The sequence below is a fragment of the Bythopirellula goksoeyrii genome, from assembly GCF_008065115.1.
GTDB lineage: Bacteria > Planctomycetota > Planctomycetia > Pirellulales > Lacipirellulaceae > Bythopirellula > Bythopirellula goksoeyrii.
In genome coordinates this window covers 2,286,393-2,303,643 of sequence record NZ_CP042913.1, presented here as the reverse complement: position 1 = coordinate 2,303,643, position 17,251 = coordinate 2,286,393, and the positions used below count along the sequence as shown (strand labels likewise).

General features: G+C 51.9%; 15 protein-coding genes and 1 riboswitch. Of the genes, 11 read left to right on the top strand and 4 right to left on the bottom strand.

Features of this window, described 5'->3' with window-relative positions; genetic code table 11:
- Nucleotides 1–163 precede the first annotated feature (163 nt).
- A riboswitch (cyclic di-GMP riboswitch) is annotated at nt 164–241 on the top strand.
- 213 nt (nt 242–454) lie between these two features.
- The 11 genes from Pr1d_RS09100 to Pr1d_RS09050 all read left to right on the top strand — a co-directional run bounded on the left by Pr1d_RS09100 (nt 455) and on the right by Pr1d_RS09050 (nt 13,208).
- The gene (locus Pr1d_RS09100) at nt 455–634 is read left to right on the top strand and encodes a Flp family type IVb pilin (RefSeq protein ID WP_148073239.1); all 180 of its coding nucleotides are present in this window, start codon (nt 455–457) and stop codon (nt 632–634) included.
- 458 nt (nt 635–1,092) lie between these two features.
- Complete coding sequence (locus Pr1d_RS09095) at nt 1,093–1,659, top strand: A24 family peptidase (protein ID WP_148073238.1); 567 nt, start codon at nt 1,093–1,095, stop codon at nt 1,657–1,659.
- A 283-nt stretch (nt 1,660–1,942) separates the two neighbouring features.
- A complete protein-coding gene (gene cpaB, locus Pr1d_RS09090) occupies nt 1,943–2,983 on the top strand; it encodes a Flp pilus assembly protein CpaB (protein ID WP_148073237.1) in 1,041 nt (346 codons plus the stop codon).
- 119 nt (nt 2,984–3,102) lie between these two features.
- On the top strand, nt 3,103–4,920 hold the full coding sequence (locus Pr1d_RS09085; protein ID WP_148073236.1) for a type II and III secretion system protein family protein: 1,818 nt from the start codon (nt 3,103–3,105) through the stop codon (nt 4,918–4,920).
- Between the two features lie 89 nt (nt 4,921–5,009).
- A complete protein-coding gene (locus tag Pr1d_RS09080; protein ID WP_148073235.1) occupies nt 5,010–6,215 on the top strand; it encodes an AAA family ATPase in 1,206 nt (401 codons plus the stop codon).
- A 418-nt stretch (nt 6,216–6,633) separates the two neighbouring features.
- Nucleotides 6,634–7,446 carry a hypothetical protein gene (locus tag Pr1d_RS09075; protein WP_148073234.1) on the top strand — a complete coding sequence of 271 codons (813 nt, stop codon included), beginning with the start codon at nt 6,634–6,636 and terminating at the stop codon, nt 7,444–7,446.
- A 404-nt stretch (nt 7,447–7,850) separates the two neighbouring features.
- Nucleotides 7,851–9,173 (top strand): CpaF family protein, encoded by a 1,323-nt coding sequence (locus Pr1d_RS09070; protein WP_148073233.1) that lies wholly within the window; start codon nt 7,851–7,853, stop codon nt 9,171–9,173.
- A 108-nt stretch (nt 9,174–9,281) separates the two neighbouring features.
- Entirely contained in the window at nt 9,282–10,247 is a 966-nt protein-coding gene (locus Pr1d_RS09065) for a type II secretion system F family protein (protein ID WP_148073232.1), read from the top strand.
- A gap of 1 nt (nt 10,248) precedes the next feature.
- Nucleotides 10,249–11,229, top strand: coding sequence for a type II secretion system F family protein (locus tag Pr1d_RS09060; protein ID WP_148073231.1), 981 nt, complete (start codon nt 10,249–10,251; stop codon nt 11,227–11,229).
- A gap of 428 nt (nt 11,230–11,657) precedes the next feature.
- Entirely contained in the window at nt 11,658–12,056 is a 399-nt protein-coding gene (locus tag Pr1d_RS09055; protein ID WP_148073230.1) for a hypothetical protein, read from the top strand.
- A gap of 117 nt (nt 12,057–12,173) precedes the next feature.
- Nucleotides 12,174–13,208 carry a tetratricopeptide repeat protein gene (locus Pr1d_RS09050; protein WP_148073229.1) on the top strand — a complete coding sequence of 345 codons (1,035 nt, stop codon included), beginning with the start codon at nt 12,174–12,176 and terminating at the stop codon, nt 13,206–13,208.
- Between the two features lie 27 nt (nt 13,209–13,235).
- On the opposite strand, the gene rsmH is transcribed toward Pr1d_RS09050, so the two are convergent.
- The 4 genes from rsmH to Pr1d_RS09030 form a co-directional block, all read right to left on the bottom strand.
- The gene (rsmH, locus tag Pr1d_RS09045) at nt 13,236–14,117 is read right to left on the bottom strand and encodes a 16S rRNA (cytosine(1402)-N(4))-methyltransferase RsmH (protein WP_148073228.1); all 882 of its coding nucleotides are present in this window, start codon (nt 14,115–14,117) and stop codon (nt 13,236–13,238) included.
- A complete protein-coding gene (locus Pr1d_RS09040) occupies nt 14,107–14,811 on the bottom strand; it encodes a Crp/Fnr family transcriptional regulator (protein WP_168205135.1) in 705 nt (234 codons plus the stop codon). The genes rsmH and Pr1d_RS09040 overlap by 11 nt, the downstream gene beginning before the upstream one ends.
- A gap of 232 nt (nt 14,812–15,043) precedes the next feature.
- Nucleotides 15,044–16,534, bottom strand: a complete 1,491-nt coding sequence (locus Pr1d_RS09035) for a Do family serine endopeptidase (protein ID WP_148073226.1) — start codon at nt 16,532–16,534, stop codon at nt 15,044–15,046.
- 299 nt (nt 16,535–16,833) lie between these two features.
- Nucleotides 16,834–17,130 (bottom strand): hypothetical protein, encoded by a 297-nt coding sequence (locus Pr1d_RS09030; protein WP_148073225.1) that lies wholly within the window; start codon nt 17,128–17,130, stop codon nt 16,834–16,836.
- Nucleotides 17,131–17,251: the final 121 nt, after the last annotated feature.

Sequence of the window (17,251 nt, the reverse complement as noted above, 5' to 3'; positions counted from 1 at the left end):
CATAAGTTTCAAGTGTGGTCGGAATGACAGGTTGTCAGCCGGCTACAAAAGGTGAGCGCTGCGGGCGCCACCTGCGAGACTTCTCTTCTCCTGACCTTTCGGTTACTCACGGACGTCTAAGGTGAGAGTAGTTGAGCAGAAATTGAGCCTGCTGTGTTATCAACCTCGATAAAGGCAAACCAGCCGCAAGGTTGGGACGCAAAGCCAAGGGACGCCTAACAGCGTACGCCTGGCTGCCGAATGGATACACGACATGCAAAGCAATGATGCTAGCCGACGCGAGAAGTGAGGCACGCTAACTTGTAACAGTTCAGGTTCTGACATCGCAATATTGCAGGCTCTATGGCCAGGAGGGTCGACGACGCGATGGCAGTTCCTACTAACGGGAGCGATTTTGCTCCTGACAACCCTGAAGGGTGTCGACAAAGTCGGCACCGGGAATTGGAGGAATGCTATGAAGAATTTTGCTAAGAAGGTACAACGTTTCCTCGTTTCGGAAGACGGCCCTACCGCTGTTGAGTATGCAGTCATGCTCGCCTTGATCGTCATCGTCTGCTTGACAGCGATTCGGTCTGTAGGTACCAACGCCGCGGCTACCTTTACGGGTGTCGCTGGTCAGTTGACATCTAGCTGATCGAACGTGGGTGTCTCCCTTTCAGGGAGTCAGAACTACGGTTGAATTAACTCCTCTCGGGATCCACTTGGGTCCCGGGAGGTTTTTTTGGTTTGTACTGGATAATAGGGCGTACGTTGGGCATCGCCCACCAACTGCTTCTAGCACAGAAAGGTGGGCGGTGCCCACCCTTAGGTATTTGAAAAAGTCTCGCTTGCCGTTCAATTCGTAAGCTATGGTTCTTTAGAAGAAGCCCAAACAATGGGTGGTAAGCGTCCCTGCTGGGGAAAAATGGGGAGAAAAACGCCATGTTCAACTTGATTCCAGAACAGATGTTTACACATGTGTTTCAATTAGCGTGTTGTGCGTTAGCGATCATGACTTGTCTGGCAACATTCTTTCTGGCTCCTCGAAGCTAAAGCACCGAAAACGGTGGTCGACGCGATAAATCTATCAACCTCGCTCAACGGACAAACCTCATGAACGAATTCGTACAATTTTTTAGTGAAACCTGGCATGTCTGGCTTGTAACCTTCACGTTGATTGTGGCCGCCGTGATTGATGGCCTTCAACTCAAGGTCCCCAACTGGATTACCTACCCGATGATTCTCAGCGGTTGGGTGTACAGTGCAGCGCTGTCCCCTTATGCAGGCTGGGAAGGCCTGGGATATAGCTTACTTGGAACGGTCGTGGGACTTGCCTGCCTGCTCCCGCTCTACGCCATCGGTGGGATGGGTGCTGGCGATGTGAAGCTGCTTGCTGGCGTGGGAGCCTGGATGTGGCCATCAGTCACGTTCATGGCGTTTGCCGTATCGGCCATTGTCGGTGGAGTCATTGCTATCGGCATGGTGCTTTGGACCAAGTCATGGAACAAGCATCGCGACCAGTTTTGGGGCATCTACAACGAAATTGTTACCGTTAAAGATCCTGAGAAGCTTGCTGAAATTGCCGCCGAGAGGAAGCCACGCATGTTCCTGCTTCCCTATGGAATTCCCATTGCAATTGGCTCGATTGCCTACTTCGCGTGGCACGGGATGCAATTGTAGGAAACCTGGTCGCACGACCGGGACAATCGGAGAATTTCCCCAAATAAGTGGACGACAGGGGCTGAGAGAGCCGAAGAATCAGACAAGGCGTTAGAGTCCAGCCAATTTGAAGGACGATGCGCCGAGAGAGGACGAGCCATTTATCGCGGATTCGTTCTGAAAAGTAAGCCTGACGGAATTTGGGCAAAGTAAACCGTAATGGACTGACTATAACAACCATTCACAACGACACGTTGTGGCAGACAACCGGAATCCGATAATTCCGACCTCATGCCAGGGGGGTATGATGCGTCCGAAATCTTTACTACTGTTGGCGCTTGCGCTAGGCTGCGGCCTGGTTGCCTCGATCGGCATTAGCCAGGTGCTCGACAGCAACAACAAGAAGCAAGCTTCTATCGAGACAGTGCCCATTTACGTGGCTCTCCAGAATATCAATCTGGGAGATCCGGTGAATGATGGCATGGTAAGCCTCCAGGAGTGGCCCCGGGACAAAGTTCCTGTAGGTGCTATTACCAAATGGGAGGAGATCGAAAGTCGCCGCCCGAAAACGACCATCTTCCAGGGCGAGCCACTCAACGATGGCAAATTCCTGGCCAAGGGCGAAACGCACGATCCTATCTCCGGGATTCCACCGGGAATGCGGCTCAAGACCGTTTCAGTCGATGCCCGCAAGAGTGCGGCAGGACTTCTGAGCCCTGGTGATCGGGTCGACGTCCAGCTCTATATTCCACAGAACGAGCGACAAGGCATCCCGCACGCCTTCACAAAAATCATTCTGCAAAACATCCGCGTCTATGCGGTCGACCAGACTGTCCAACGCACTGCTGAAGGAACCGAGGAACGAAGCGTTGCCAAGACATTGTCTTTGGTTGTTACGCCTCAGCAGGCGAGCCGCATGACCACGGCCGAAAACATGGGCGAGCTGAGCTTGATTCCACGTCACCCGGACGATGACTTGATAGTCGATGACGCGGAACAATCTCTTGAGGATATCTTCGCCCGAAGCGATTCGAGTAATCGTGAGAAAGAGCGGGCGGCATTTGATAAGAGCGACGAGGATATCGAAGCTTCTCTCCGCAAAGACATGAGCCACAACCCGACGGTCGCCGTCGAGCCTCCGTTCCGAATGAAGTTGATTTTCCCAAATGAGGTCAGTCAAGTTGATTTTGACAATACGACTGGCGAACCTTTGGAAGCTGAAGATGACTACAATACCTACCGTCCAACCGATTCTGTTGACATGGAATCAGGCGAAGAGGAATCGTCTGGACCTGATTTCAGTGCTGATAATCCCGATGGGAAATTCCCGATAGATTTTGAATAAACCCAGGACTGAACACTGGCTGTAGTAGCAAGGATGTTACTTATCCAGTGACTGATAGAAGGTTGCCGACCCTGTCGGTTGCCAGTTTTCAGTATACTCAAAGCGAAGGAAGTACAAGGATGTACCCGGAACAAACTCCCCGCATCTCCGTTGCCAGATTGGCATTTCACAAGTTCACTCTGGCTCGCTTGACACTTGCCACCGTGACTTTATTCACCAGCATTAGCACGGCTGCCTTTGCTCAGATACAACAGTCGCAGGTGATCCGCAATATCACCCAGTCGACCGAGCGTTTGGAGCTGACCGTCAATTCGAGCCGCATTCTCACGCTCGAAAAGCGGATTCCAAGAATGGTGGTCAACAACCCCGAGTTGGTAACCGTCACTCCGATCAGCGCCAACCAAGTGCAACTCGCTGCCCGTAAGCCGGGTGTGACTCAAGTGAATTTGTGGGACGAAGACGACAATGTCTATACCGTAGACGTAATGATCTATGGCGATGTCCGAGAACTGGAACTGGCCTATGAACGTCTGTTTCCCGAATCGTCGATTAAAGTGATGCGTTTGACCAACAGCCTGGTGCTGGAAGGTTTCGTTGAAAAGCCAGAGTCGGTGGGCCCCATCATCCGTCTGGCAGAAGACTACGCACCAAAGATCATCAATAACATCTCCGTCGGCGGGGTCCAGCAGGTCATGCTCAAAGTAAGGGTCATGGAAGTCTCTCGAACCAAACTCCGCAATTTAGGAGTGGATTTTGCCAGCTTCAGTGATAGCGGCGGGTTTGTTTCCAGTATTTCAGATTTAATTACAAGCTCAAGTATTTCGGGCGGATCTGTCACAGCGACTAGTGATACTACAATTGATTTTGGAGTCTTGGGCAGTAACAGTGCCTTTTTTGGCTTCATCGAAGCCTTACAAGAGAATCGGCTTGCAAAAGTACTCGCTGATCCAACCATCACGACTGTTAGTGGCCGTCCGGCTCAGTTCAATGTAGGTGGTGAAATACCCGTTCCAATCCCTCAAGGGATCAATCAAGTTACCATTGAGTACAAGCCCTACGGCACACAGATCGACTTCGTGCCGATCGTCCTGGGGAATGGAAATATTCGGCTCGAAGTTCGCCCCCGTGTTAGCGATCTCGATTATGCAAATGCCATCGGAATCGTAGGAAGCACGACGCCCATTCCAGCTCTGAGAGTTCGTCAAGTGGATACCGGCGTTGAATTGAAGGCAGGCCAAACCTTGGCATTGGCTGGTTTAGTTCAGACGAAAGTATCAGCTCAGGAACAGGGGATACCGTATGTTAGCGATCTTCCCTACATTGGCGCCGCTTTCCGTTCCGTCCGTGAAGAAGTTGAAGAGATTGAACTCCTGATCATGGTGACTCCTGAGCTGGTTGACGGCATGGATCCTCATCAAGTCCCCCTCTGTGGACCGGGGATGGAGACAGTATCTCCGACCAATTGCCAGCTCTACTTTGGTGGCCACTTGGAAGTTCCCGCCTGTGGACCTTGTGCCCCGAATGGGTGTGGGTTGAATTGTGCAAACGCCTATAACAATCCACAGCAGTGTATTGCCACGGATGGTTATGGTCAGCCTATCGGCCAGCAATATGTTCCTACGGAAGCAGATTATGAGTATGGGGACCAGAATTATGACTCACTTTCTGTGCCAGCCGAAACGCTGCAACCGTCAACCCCGACAGAATCTGATGTGCAACCGACGGCTCCTGGGGGGGATAGGTATCCAGCAGGCAATCTGCCGACTGATCCCTCAGCCATGCAAATGAGGGCACCTTGGATGGAAACAGACCAATCAGCGTACTCCAACCTTCAAATTCCTCAAAATCGGCAACCGCAACCCGAGTCTCAGCCCCGACAGGCCAGCACATCAACCCCAGGATTGATGGGCCCGATCGGATACGACATGGAAAAATAAGCTACGTTAGCACAGGAAAGTGTGTAGCTCCTTGGCGACTGCACCCTTGATTATGCTCCGTTGAACTATCCATAAGCTGAACTCGAACCATGGCCAATGTACTCCGAATAGCGGTTGTTGATCCCGACGACGCCTCGCGAGAAGCGCTCAAGAACGTACTCCTCCAGTTGGACAGTGTCTGGCTTGAGGCGGAGAGTTCTCGCTACGATTTCTTTGCTGACGTTGTCGAGCAAACCAAAGCCGATATTGGTTTGATTGCAATGGACGCAGATCCTGCGCGAGCGATCCAGCTTATAGCGGAAGTATCTGCTCAATCGCCGCAATGCACTCTACTTGTAACAAGTAGTAGTACCGATGGCCGTCTGATCTTGGAATCCATGAGGGCGGGGGCGAAGGAGTTCCTCACCGAGCCTCTCAAAGAAGAAGATTTGATCACGGCACTGAACCGTGTGAAACGTCAACATGCTGGTGAAAGTACTAACGCTGCAGTCGGTTGCCGTGTGGTTGCAGTGGCGGGTGCCACAGGTGGTGTAGGCACTACGAGCGTTGCAGTCAACATGGCTTGTGCCATGGCGGCGGATGAGTCCAACTCTGTGGTGTTGGTTGATCTTGATGTTGCGTTGGGAGATGCCGACGTATTCCTTGATACGATTCCTGAATACACTTTGGCGGACGTGGCGCAAAACGTCTCGCGACTTGATCTAACACTGCTCAAGAAATCACTTACAAAACACTCGTCGGGTCTGCACCTTTTGCCTCGCCCGGTGCAACTCGAGGATGTGCAGCAAATCACTGCTGACAGTCTTCAACGAGTCATTGGGCTCTTAAAGACCTCCTTTACGCATATCGTGATCGATTTGTCGAAGTATTTCGGTGAGCTCGATATGCAGGCAATCTATATGGCGGACGACATCCTGATGGTTACGCAGCTGGATCTGCCTTGCCTGCGAAATGTGGTCCGCCTGATGATGACTTTTGATGGTGATGAGTCACTGCGTAGTAAGGTCAAGGTCGTTGTCAACCGAGTGGGCCAAGACTCGGGGCAAATAAGCCTCAAAAAGGCTCGGGAATCGATTGGCCGCGATATCTATTGGCAGATCCCCAATGACTACCGGACGATGATCGAAGTACGCAACAACGGTGTGCCATTGATTCAGCATGCTCCGAAGGCGGGTATCACCAATTCAATCTTACAGCTCTCCGACGCCGTCTGTGGCAAGATTCGCGAAGAAGGCGAACTAAGTGACAGGGACTCCAAGAGTCGTCGTTGGCTGAATCTTTGGCCAGCGAAGTAGTTCTAGCATGACTTCTCGCCTCTTTCTCATGTAGGGCTAAGGATATGCTAGCTCTCATGCGAGAACTGTAGGCTTCCTTCAGGACAATTTGTCGTCCCCTCGATCAGGTTATTGACGAGTTATTTTCGATTCGTCATGCTCTTGCGCTACTCTGATTTCCTCTCGACGGATTTATGTTGTGGTCATGTGGCACGAAGTAGGTTCGGCCATGCATTACCTTCAAGCTCTTCTAGTTGCTAGATACATCAGGGCACCGCCACCCAGCGATGACCTAGCACTATTCTTGACTTTATCGCCACGGCAGTTCTATTGGTTGCGAAAGTCCAACTACCTACGCGAAAGTTTTGTTAATCGTGGCAGAGAACTAGAGTGGCGATGGAGGCTTCTTTCAAATGCTTTCTCGTTTAGGAGGTGTCTCATGAGAACTCTCACCCTAAGTCTTATATCGTCGTTCGCGCTTATCCTTCTGTTGGTGAGCCAGTCCAACAGTCAAACTGTCAGTCACTTATCTAATCCCGGTACACTGCACACAATCACCGATATCTCGGGTTTTATGACAACTGGGGAAGATATGGGCGGTATGCGTGTGACGGCACACTTTACCCCCGATCTGACAACTACCAATCAGACTGTCTTCTGGACCCCTGGAGTTGCTGGTGCAGGGTCTGCTCTTGGAACAGGCTGGCGGCTTGATGAAGCCGGTGACACTTGGGACAACCTTTGGCGGTTGAGCGCTGACGCACCAACTGGCTCGAATTTGACCCTTTATGGTCTCACCCTCGAGGGATTTCTGCCAAGTTCTCAGCCGGTCTCTGTTAGAGCAACGGTCTTCGATCGCACCGATCCATTCTTTGGCACCGACGGCTCATATCGGGGAAATGACCTGGATGCCTTTGCATCCGCTGGGCTCTGGAGTCACGTGCGGGTCGTGTATTTTGACGAGGTTGATAACTTGGCTGACCCCAATTTGGGTCCACAGGGAGATGTCTATCGAGCGATGCAGATTCAATTCGGCCAGCTGATAGATACTGGCCAACTTCCCATCTTCGATCCAATACCGTTTTTGGCTGGGGATGAGCTTCTATTCTTTCAAGATACGGACACGGTGGGGCCTCGTATCCCCAATGGAGATCCAGGCGATGAAGGGTTACCAGAACCCACCAGCCAAATACTACTCCTTTTAGGTATGATCCTTTGCCAAGCTTCGCGCGGACGTGACCGATCGAAATAGTCTGAGAAAGAAAAGTTCTAAAGTGGCTGGCAGATCGCGATATCGGTTACGGCAACTATTGCGATCTTGCCAGCCGAGGGTTGAGATGCCCTATTGGTCGTTTTACTGATGCAAGGATTAGCCCCTAAAAAACGCCGTTGGGGTGGGGTTACTCGCATTATTCAACCCATTCTCTTGCTTAGCAAGCCAAGAACACTCGGTATCTTGCCGTCACAAACGGCTCAATCGTCATCTTATATCTCATGCCCAAATATGCTGGCATGAACCTGCTCCTCTTAGCTCAACCTTACCGGAAATGAGCTATCTTTGCTTGAAGCACTTTCGATCATCTGAGTGATCCGTACGGACGGACTCGATGCGAGATTGCGACCCGAGCCGACTTACCAATCGTGGAGCGACATACAATGACCAAACTCAATACCACCTTGCCTCCCGCTGGCGAGGACAAGAAACTGGAGTTTGAAAAGCTCAAGCAGAGCATTCACTCCAAGTTGGTGGATAAACTCGACTTGTCGCATGTCGGCGAATTGCAAGGAGACGTGCTCCGCCGCGAGATTCGCCTGGTCGTCGAGCACCTCTGTGACACGGAAGACACCTTTCTCAATCGCAACGAACGCGACAAGTTGATCGAAGAGGTCTTGGACGAAACGTTTGGCCTCGGACCGCTGGAAATGCTCCTTAAAGAACCGAAGATCAGCGAAATCATGATCAACGGTCCCAAGAATGTGTTCGTGGAATCGGGTGGCAAGTTGATGAAATCAGAGGTCACGTTCCGCGACGACAAGCATCTGATGCAAATCATCGATCGAATCGTGTCGAAAGTAGGTCGCCGTGTGGACGAAGTTTGTCCCATGTGCGATGCCCGCCTACCGGATGGTTCGCGTGTGAATGCGATCATTCCCCCATTGGCGTTGGACGGTCCCAGCTTGACGATTCGCCGTTTTGGTTCGAATCCGCTCAAGCTTGAAGACTTGTTGAACTATAAAAGCATGACGCCTGAAATGGTCATGCTGCTGGAAGGGGCCATGAAGGCTCGACTGAATATCATCATCTCCGGTGGTACGGGCTCTGGTAAAACGACTCTGCTCAATACACTGTCGAGTTTTATCTCGAATGAAGATCGCATTGTAACGATCGAAGACGCGGCAGAACTCCAGTTGCAGCAGAGCCATGTCGTGCGATTGGAAACCCGTCCTCCCAATATCGAAGGCAAGGGTAAGATATCGGCGACCGACTTGGTGCGGAACTGTTTGCGTATGCGACCCGATCGAATCATCATCGGCGAATGCCGTGGACCAGAAACGCTCGATATGCTGCAAGCGATGAACACGGGACACGATGGTTCGCTTACCACCTGCCATGCCAACACCCCGCGCGATGCCATCGCTCGGTTGGAAACAATGATCATGATGGCCGGCTTTGAAATGCCGATCCGAGCGATGCGTTCTCAAATCGCCAGTGCGGTGGATCTCATCGTGCAGGTGAACCGTCTCTCGGGGGGGCCTCGCAAGGTGACAGCCATTACCGAGATCATCGGCATGGAACAAGATACGATCGTGATGCAGGATGTTTTCCAGTACAACCAAGAAGGAGTCGACGGCAATGGCCGTGCGACCGGTTACTTCCAAGCTACGGGAATTCGTCCTACTTTTATTCCTCGTCTAGAATCTCACGGAGTACGACTCCCAGCCAGTGCCTTCCGCGAACGCATGATGCTTCGCGATTGATCCAAAATAATTGTGCTTGCCGGGGGGCGAGAGGGGGACCCCGGTGAGCTATTTTTCCTAGACAAACAAACTACCGTTGAACCACCATCAGAGCATTGAGAGTCCATCATGCTTCCAAGTGTCCTAATTATTGGCGCAGTATTCCTGGGTGTCGTCGCGTTGATCGTGGGAATCGCCGTCTTTTTTCGCGACCAGTCCGTGTCGCAGATGGAAGACCGCCTCTCCTCGATTACTGGTAAGGGAGATAAGAACGATCCTGCGGGTCTGACGGAACTGACCCAGTTGCTCTCCAGAGAGCGCGGCAAGAATGCTTTCGAGACTGCGTTTGGCAATTTGTTCAATTTGAACTTACTGTTCGAGCAAGCTGAAGTGACGATGTCGACAGCGGCATTCTTGTCGATTTGCTTGGGATTAGGCGTAGGTTCCGCCTCCATGGTAGGCCTGGCGGGACTCAATGTGATGTTGGCTCCCGTCGTGGGCATCTTCTTCGCATCCTTGCCGTTCTTTTGGCTAGTATTCCGCCGAAAACGGCGTTTTGCAAAATTTGCTGCACAACTTCCTGAAGCGCTGGAATTGGTTGCCCGAGCCTTGCGTGCAGGCCATAGTCTTGCCGCTGGGTTTCACCTGGTGTCGCAAGAAGGGTCGGATCCAATTGCTTCAGAATTCGGGCGAGTATTTGAGGAACAGAATTTGGGTCTTCCCTTTGAGGAAGCGCTCTCCAATTTGTGTGATCGGATTCCCAACCTCGATCTCAAGTTCTTTGTCACCGCAGTAATATTGCAGAGGCAAACGGGTGGTGATCTCGCTGAAATCCTCGACAAGATCGGTCGCCTGATTCGCGAACGATATGCAATCTGGGGACAAGTTCAGGCACTTACTGGCGAAGGTCGCCTGTCCGGCATCGTTCTCTTGGCGTTACCGCCGCTGTTGTTTATTACCGTGTATCGCATGAATCCCGACTATCTATCACTCCTGTTTACCGACGAGCTTGGTAAGAAAATGCTTGTTGGAGGCATCGTGATGCAGTTGTTGGGTGCATTGGCAATTCGCAAGATCGTTAACATCCGAGTCTGATATGAGTTTGCTCGCATCGAGTCTATTTGATTCTCCATTGGTCCTGCACCTCTCGATCATCGGCTGTACTGCCGCTGTGATTTGGTGGTTACTTGAAATCTTGGCGGGTGGAAAACCACGCGCTGAAGAGCGACTCAAGGAGATGCGCGATCCAAACAGCCGCAAGGCTGACTTGCTGCAAGATAAAAAGGAGAAGAACGGCGCGATGTCGCGGGTGTTGTCGATGGCATCCCCTGCGCTTTCCAAGCCACTTCAGCCGAAGTCGACTGAAGACATCAGTAAGACCCGCATGAAACTCAACCAAGCTGGTTTTCGCGGCCCTAAAGCCGCTGAAGGCTTTTGGGCTCTGAAAATGATCGGGCTAGTGGTTGGTTTTCTCGTAGGCGGTGGTGCGATGGTCTTCACGAGAGGCCTTAATATCGATTCGCTCACTTACTCCGCTGCCATCGGATTGGTGATGTTCTTCTTGCCCGAAATCGTTATCTGGTTCGTTACCAAGAGCCGACAAGATAACATCTTCTACGGTCTTCCGGATGCGCTCGACCTGATGGTCGTTTGCGTTGAGGCCGGTTTAGGACTCGATCAGGCCATGCGGAAAGTGGCTGAGGAAATGAAGAAAGCGTACCGGATCATTGCCGAGGAATTTGGTCTCTGTAATCTGCAACTCCAAATGGGGCGTGCCCGCAACGAGGTCCTCCATGACCTGGGGGCTCGTACCGGGGTCGATGATCTGAAGGCATTGGCAGCAATCTTGATCCAGGCCGATAAATTTGGCTCTAGTGTGGCTCAGGCTCTGCGCGTCCAAAGTGATTCGATGCGGACACGTCGTCGGCAGATGGCGGAGGAAAAGGCTGCAAAAACAGCGGTGAAACTCATTTTCCCGCTCGTCTTGTTCATCTTCCCAGCCATCTTCGTGGTGCTAGTAGGCCCAGCTGCTATCACCATGATCAACGAGCTGTTCCCGTCGATGAACCCGACCTAGGGCAGCCCAAAACACAATAGGCAAGCCTGGCAAAAAATCCGGGTTCCTACAGAAGTTCCGCAGCTTCTCTCTATTATGGGTCGATAGTGACGATGGGTGCCGCAAAGGCTGCGGTGCTGACTGCCTATTGGTTTACCACCCCGCAAGGTGACCACTAGGAGTAACAGGAAACTCCAAACCTCTAGTTTGCTACAAAACTGGTGGTAAACCCTCGCACAACACGTTGGACCCTGACGATGAAATTGCTAGGAATACTTTCGATTACTTGCTCACTGATCATTTCTGCGACGAGCTTACAAGCTCAATGTCAAGGTGGCCAAGCTCAATGCCACCCATGTCATGGGAGAACACTTTGTGAGTTGTACGTTGCCGGATACTGTGCCAATTCAAACTGGCCTCGCTACTACATTCCGCCCGCGCGATGCGCTGTGAACAATGCCTATTCGGCGATGATTGCCAACGGTTGGCGGAGACAGAATCTGCTTGGGGATTACCATTTTGATCCCGATACAAACGAGCTGACCAAAGCTGGCAAGTTGAAAGCCAAGTGGGTCCTCACTCAAGCACCGCAGGACTATCGTTCGATTTACGTGCAACGTGGCGAGGATGAGTCGACGACAGCGAGTCGAATTGCGGCAGTGCATAGCTGGGCTTCGAACCAGAGTTCTGTTTCTGAACCAGTCATGGTCAATGATACGCATATTGTGTCGGAAGGTCATCCTGCCGGCGCCGTTGATAATGTGTTTGTTGGATTTCAAACGAACCAACCTGCTCCAATTCTGCCTGCTGCGAGTGGGTCAGGAAGTTCGAGTTCGACTACTCAGTAACTGTTTGAATGCCGCGCCGTGGTTTGAGTATTTAGTTTTAGCTCGAACCACGGCCAACGATCTTATTGCGAATTCTTATCGAATTGGATCGAAACTTTCACCAAGGAGGGTGGAGTCATGCGATCGAGTTGGAAAATTAGTTGTACTCTCATTGCCTTGTCGATAGGCTGTTCTACTCCAGGATTTCCTGGATCAAAGAAAGCCTCGACTCCCAATCTGACGACGGCACCAGTTGCTCAGACAAGCTGGACTGACAAAGTCACAGCTCCTTTTAAATCAAAAAGCCCCAAAAAGTCATCGCTTGATGACCGCACCAAAAGCGATCCCATCTCATTCCAATTTGGCAGTGGACCTCCTTCGGCCGCTTTGTATCTTTCCATGGCCCAACTAAGCGACCAGGGGGGAAATGCGTCTCAAGCTAGAGCGCACTACCAAAAGGCGCTCTCGATGGAACCGAAGAACACCGAGTGTCTATTGGGCTTGGCGCGACTAGAAGATCGCGAAGGCAACTTGCAGGTTGCGATGCAAATCTATCAGCAGCTGGTAAAAGAGAATCCGCAAGATGCCAAACCGCTAAACGACCTGGCACTTTGTCACGCCCGCAATGGTCAATTGGACGCGAGTCTGCAACTCCTAGACCAGGCAGTAAGAATGCGACCTGACAAGGAACTCTATCGCAACAATATCGCCAAAGTATGGATTGAGAAGAATCGGCCCGATTTGGCATCTAAGCATATGATGGCCGTCTACAAACCTGCCGTGGCGAACTACAATATGGCCGTGTTGCTTCAGCAACGAGGACGGTCAGCCGAGGCTGTTTCCTATTTGAACTTAGCACTGGCAGAGAACCCTCAGTTCGAAGAGGCCAAAACTTTGCTGGCCGGACTAAACGTTCCGGTTCCCAACAGAGTGGAGCAAGTTTCTCAGCTGAGCAACGGAATTCAGGTTTCCATGCCCTCGACGACGGTGCGTGCTCCAGCGTCGAACGACCATATCCTTCCGACTCCGATGTATCCACCTTCGCAGTCAGCTGCTACCAACTATCCCTCGACGGGGGCTCAGTCGATGATTCCGCAGCCACAGAATTTCCCTGCGGAGACTGCTTCCAAGCCGGTAGGATATTCACCAAGTGATTTTCCGCCGGTGAGGTAACTCTCGAAGCGGTTTCGCAAAACATGTTTAGGAAAGCACTCGCTCCGCGACTCGCATCTTTGCACTTCGCGCGCGGGGATTGCTAGCAGCTTCTGCTTCGGTCGGGGCAATCGGTTTTCTGGTAAGGACTTTGAGTCGTTCGTCGCTTCGGAAGGCATGTTTGACGAGGCGATCTTCCAGCGAATGAAAGCTGATGATCGCGAGGCGGCCTCCAGGCTTGAGGCAATCAGGAAGTGACTTCAGCGCTGATTCCAGTGAATCGAGTTCGCCGTTCACAGCGATTCTCAGCGCCTGGAACGTGCGCGTGGCAGGGTCGATCTTGGAGACATGACTGCGTGGCACACAACTTCTAACTAACTCGGCTAGTTGCTCGGCAGTTTGAATCGGTGCTTTGCGTCGAGTGGCTACTACTTTTTTGGCGATGCGTCGGCTGCAGCGTTCCTCTCCGTACCGGTAGATGATGTCAGCCAGGTGGTCTTCGCCAATGTGGGCAAGAAGTTCAGATGCAGACTCTCCTTCATCGGGATTGAAACGCAGGTCGAGCGGACCACCGGTCTGGAACGAAAAGCCGCGTTCGCCGTCGGCGAGTTGATCGCTGGAGAGACCCAGGTCGAGGAGGATGCCATCGACGACGGGGATTTCAACTTGGGCTAGGACTTCAGGAATTTCCGCGTAATTGGCCTGAACTAGCTTGATAGGCTTGCCGGCCAAGATAGTTTCTGCTCGGTCTATGGCCAGTGGATCGAGATCGACTGCTAGGACCAGTCCCTCTCCTCCGACACGCTCAGCAATGGCAGCGGTGTGCCCTCCCCCGCCTAGTGTTCCGTCTACGAAAGTCTTCCCCGCAGAGGGCTCCAACCATTCGATCACTTCGTCAAACAATACTGGGATGTGGATACTACGCTCCAAGAGAGTCGTCCTCACTCGGCGGCATTGGGATGGTAAAGTCGCATTGCTTCATCAATGCATCCAAGTCTTTCACTACCAGATTACCCCGACGAGCGTCGATGATACCTCGACGCTTGAGATTCTGGATTTGCCGATTGGCGACCACTCGCACAGTACCGATCATATTGGCCAATTCTTCGTGGGACAGATTATTGATCAGTTGTACCTCGTGATTAGCAGATTCAGGATCGACGTGACGGAGGATAAGCCTTGCCAGCCGGATTCCTGTGTCGTGCAATGTCAGATCGCTGGCGAGTTCTGACAGCATCGACATCTTACGGCCCAGATAGGGGAGAAATGTTCGGTTGAATTCTGGATGATGCGCGATCCAGTTGCGAATTTCTTCGGTAGGTGCTGAGAGAAGCGTCACATCATCCAAGGCTTCGGCAGAAAGGTTGTGTGCTTGGCGGTCTAATAAGCTGACAACATCGAATGCTTCCCCGGGGCCGAGGAGAAACAGTGTGATCTCTCTTTCGTTAGCCTCAGCACGGCTAACTAGCTTGACCCTTCCTTTGACAACGATGAAGAATGTGTCCTTTGTTTGCTGAGCTTCAAGGACCACATCCCCACGCGAATGTTCGACAGGCTCCAAATGAAGCAGGCGATCTTGCAAAAACTGATGGTCACATCCGTGAAAGAGGGGGGATTGCGACAAGACTCTGTGATATTTCTCGTAATTTGAAGAGGAGGGGAGCATGATACTATGTCGTAGAGTAAGATTATTGTCTGGGGCAAAAAACACTTGCCGGGACTTTAGCATAATCGCTCTAGGGCAGTCTTCTCAATGCTCGCGCGCAAAAAAAGGCCGACGATGCATCGCGGGGGGAGGATAGCATCGCCGGCCCAGGCAGAATTTCTAGCTTGCAGCTAGTATTAGGCTGCTTTGTTCAACTCTTCAAAACTACGTAGCGAGAGCCCATGTTCGTCCTGACGAATAGGAGAACCCCCTCTTCGTCGGTATCGGACTTCAACTCAGACATCAATTTATTCTTGCTATTGATCTGTTGGCGGTTTACATGAGTAATCACGTTTCCTGGTTCCAGGCCTTCACGTTGGGCCGGGCTGCCATCACGAACGTCAGCGATGAGAACACCCTCGATTCCTTCCAGCCCAAGTTGCGTTGCAATTTCCGGTGTCAGTTCCTGAACGGCCAAGCCAAGTTCCTCAAGCTGATCGGATTCCGCATCTTTTGGAGTTGGAGTCGCCGCACTCAGATCTTCTGGCAAAACCTCGGGACGCAGAGACAACTCGATCGACTTGCCATCTCGGATGACCTTCAACGAGTGGCTCTTCTCCATGTCTGCAGATTCGACGAGGAGTTGAAGTTCACGGGGATCGGTGATCGCTTTTCCTGAGAACTCAACTATGACGTCACCGGATTGGAGGCCTGCTTTTTCGGCTGGTGTGTCGGCATGGACTTGGTTGATCAGGACCCCGGTACGCGGACCAACATGAAACTGTTTGGCCAATTCGGCAGTTACGGGTTGGATGCCAACACCCAAGTAGGCACGGCGAACCTTTCCATCGGCCACAAGTTGTTTGCCAACCCATTTGACCATGTTCACGGGAATCGCAAATCCGATTCCGTCGTTCCCTCCCCCTGAAGAGGAAATGGCCGTGTTGATTCCGATGACCTTGCCATCCAGGTTTACAAGGGGACCGCCACTGTTGCCGGGATTGATGGCTGCATCGGTCTGCAGAAAATTCTCACGGGCGGCGATGCCAATGCCGCGATGCTTTGCACTGATGATCCCCGCAGTGACAGTGCTCTCTAGTCCAAAGGGCTGCCCCAAGGCAAGAACCCAGTCGCCGATTTCAACGACATCGCTATCGCCAAGTTTGGCAAAAGGAAAGTCCGTGTCGGATTCGATTCGCACGATCGCGATGTCGGTTTTTGGATCCGTTTTCACATCAACCGCCTTGAATTCGCGACCATCATGCAGTCGGACAATCACATGATCGGCACCATCAACAACATGGTTATTTGTCAGAATGAGTCCCGACTTGTGAATTAGCACACCCGATCCAATACCCGTTTGGCTGCGGTGTGGAACGGCTTGCTGTTGCCTGCGCCCTTCATTGAATAAGTCTTCAAACGGAGTGCCTTTGAAGGGGTTCTCGCCCTTTGGCAAGCCTTGATCTTGAGTAGCACTTTGCTCTTCTTTCCTTGACTCGATTGCGACAACCGCGTCCATGACTTCACCGGTTGCAGCCCTGAAAGCGCCAGAAAGATCGCGTGCCGCTGCAATCGCAGGGTTGACGGTGTCTGTCGCCGAAACGTTTTCAGTTGTATAGACTCCTAGCACAGCGGCAACCATGAAAAGTTTTGCCACAGTACTCGTTATGCGGGATTCTCGGATCTGTGCTATGAGATTCATCTCAACCTCCAATTGACGTTTTGTTGCAATCAACCCCCGCGGCAATTGCGGTAAGTGCTAGTACGTCGCAAAGAGAAAAAGGGTCTTGAATTTGGCCCGAGTTGCAACAAAAGTTACAGAGTCTGAACTAGACACTGCCAGAGAGGCATATGAGGAATCCTATCAATACCAATGGCACGGATAGGATATGCGAGGGTCCTAGAAAGTTGAGCTAACGAATTGCCAATCCCCCTTCCCGTCAATTCATTGAACTGAACGCGGGAGAGGGGGATTGGTGAATCATGAAACAAGAGAGCCAACTAGCTGGCACTTCCTGCCATGGCTTTCTTGATGAGGCCCACGATAGCGACGAGAACTGCCCCGCCAATTCCCGAGGTACCGGCGTTTCCAAGAATTGCGCCAGCGCCGCCGCTATTTAGAACCGATTCGAGAATTCCCATCCAGTCGGCAGCCTGACCTCCCAGCACACCGCCGACGATGCCGACGACTGTTTGCACAAGCTTTGTGAGGTTCACGTTCTTTAGCAATGCGCCGACGATATTTCCGCCGACGCCACCTCCAAGAATTTGGACAATAATTGGAATGAGTGTTTCCATAACGTTTCTGCCTTTCAATGAAAAGTTGGGGTGACCCGCTGCGATCACGACAAGGGACTCTATTTACAAGCTAACCAGCCGGGGGATTGGAATCAATCACAATCCGGCTCTTGGGCTCCGA

Coding starts and splice junctions, on each gene's coding strand:
- cpaB (WP_148073237.1), top strand. CDS start 1,943: ATGATGCGTCCGAAATCTTTACTACTGTTGGCGCTTGCGCTAGGCTGC.
- Pr1d_RS09100 (WP_148073239.1), top strand. CDS start 455: ATGAAGAATTTTGCTAAGAAGGTACAACGTTTCCTCGTTTCGGAAGAC.
- Pr1d_RS09030 (WP_148073225.1), bottom strand. CDS start 17,130: ATGGAAACACTCATTCCAATTATTGTCCAAATTCTTGGAGGTGGCGTC.
- Pr1d_RS09070 (WP_148073233.1), top strand. CDS start 7,851: ATGACCAAACTCAATACCACCTTGCCTCCCGCTGGCGAGGACAAGAAA.
- Pr1d_RS09065 (WP_148073232.1), top strand. CDS start 9,282: ATGCTTCCAAGTGTCCTAATTATTGGCGCAGTATTCCTGGGTGTCGTC.
- Pr1d_RS09095 (WP_148073238.1), top strand. CDS start 1,093: ATGAACGAATTCGTACAATTTTTTAGTGAAACCTGGCATGTCTGGCTT.
- Pr1d_RS09050 (WP_148073229.1), top strand. CDS start 12,174: ATGCGATCGAGTTGGAAAATTAGTTGTACTCTCATTGCCTTGTCGATA.
- Pr1d_RS09035 (WP_148073226.1), bottom strand. CDS start 16,534: ATGAATCTCATAGCACAGATCCGAGAATCCCGCATAACGAGTACTGTG.
- Pr1d_RS09060 (WP_148073231.1), top strand. CDS start 10,249: ATGAGTTTGCTCGCATCGAGTCTATTTGATTCTCCATTGGTCCTGCAC.
- Pr1d_RS09085 (WP_148073236.1), top strand. CDS start 3,103: ATGTACCCGGAACAAACTCCCCGCATCTCCGTTGCCAGATTGGCATTT.
- Pr1d_RS09075 (WP_148073234.1), top strand. CDS start 6,634: ATGAGAACTCTCACCCTAAGTCTTATATCGTCGTTCGCGCTTATCCTT.
- Pr1d_RS09080 (WP_148073235.1), top strand. CDS start 5,010: ATGGCCAATGTACTCCGAATAGCGGTTGTTGATCCCGACGACGCCTCG.